Raw genomic sequence first — 910 nt, forward strand, 5'->3', positions numbered from 1 at the left:
GGCGCCACGGCGCCGCGCCCGTCGTCGCGGACGCGCGCGGTGACCGGCTCGTGGCCCTCGACGTGGACGACGAGCGCCGTGCCGGGCGCCTCCTTGAGCCGCTTGGCCAGGACGTAGCCGAGGCTCTCGCTGAGGTAGTCGACGACGTGGGCGGCGGCGGGGGAGTCGAGCCCGCCCGGACGTCCGACGGCGCGGCGGACATCCTGCTCGTGCATCCACACGTCCAGCGGACGGTTGCGCAGCAGCGTGCGCGTCGTCCAGCCGATCGCGCCGAACAGGCCCAGGGCGGGCTCGTCCGGCTGGGTCGGCGGGTCGGCCAGCAGCTGCTCGTGGCGGCGGGCGGTGTCGGTGCGGATCTCGTCGACGAGCTCGGCCGCGTGCGGTCGGCGCGGGCGACGACGCCCGCCTCGGTGAACAGGCCCATGTCGCTGCGCACGTGGGCCGGACGCTCGAAGGCCACCTCGTCGTGGCGGCGCCGGCGGTCAGGTGCTCCAGGTGCGCGGTGTGCGCGACGACGGCGTGGACGTCCCAGCCGGGCAGGTCGGTCGGCCGGTGCCAGTCGTCCGGGTCGAGCGAGTCGAGCAGGTCGGCCAGGTCGTTCACCGCCCTCCACCACACGTCGATCTCGTGCTGCAGGGGCGAGGCGGCGTCCGTCATGGGCGCCACCGTAGGGGAGCGCGGGGTCGGCCGTCGCCACGACGCGGCGGGCGGACGTGGCTAGGGTCGACAGCATGCTGGGGGTCCGCGCCGCAGGCGCCGTCATGATGTCCGCGCTGCTGCTCACCGCCTGCTCGGGCGGCGACGACGAGCCGTCGGCCGAGCCCTCGGCCACCGCCACCACGCAGTCGCCGAAGCCCCACCGCGTCGGCCACGCCCACCCCGCACGCCGAGCCCCCACGTCGTCCTCCCG

The 910-nt window shown here is 76.3% G+C and carries 1 pseudogene; it reads right to left on the reverse strand.

Annotated elements, in window-relative coordinates:
* Positions 1-386 (reverse strand): annotated as a pseudogene (locus AC2W7G_RS17290) (maleylpyruvate isomerase family mycothiol-dependent enzyme); the annotation flags it as partial.
* Positions 387-910 lie beyond the last annotated feature (524 nt).

The organism is Aeromicrobium sp. PFPM2_SD2 (assembly GCF_057364525.1).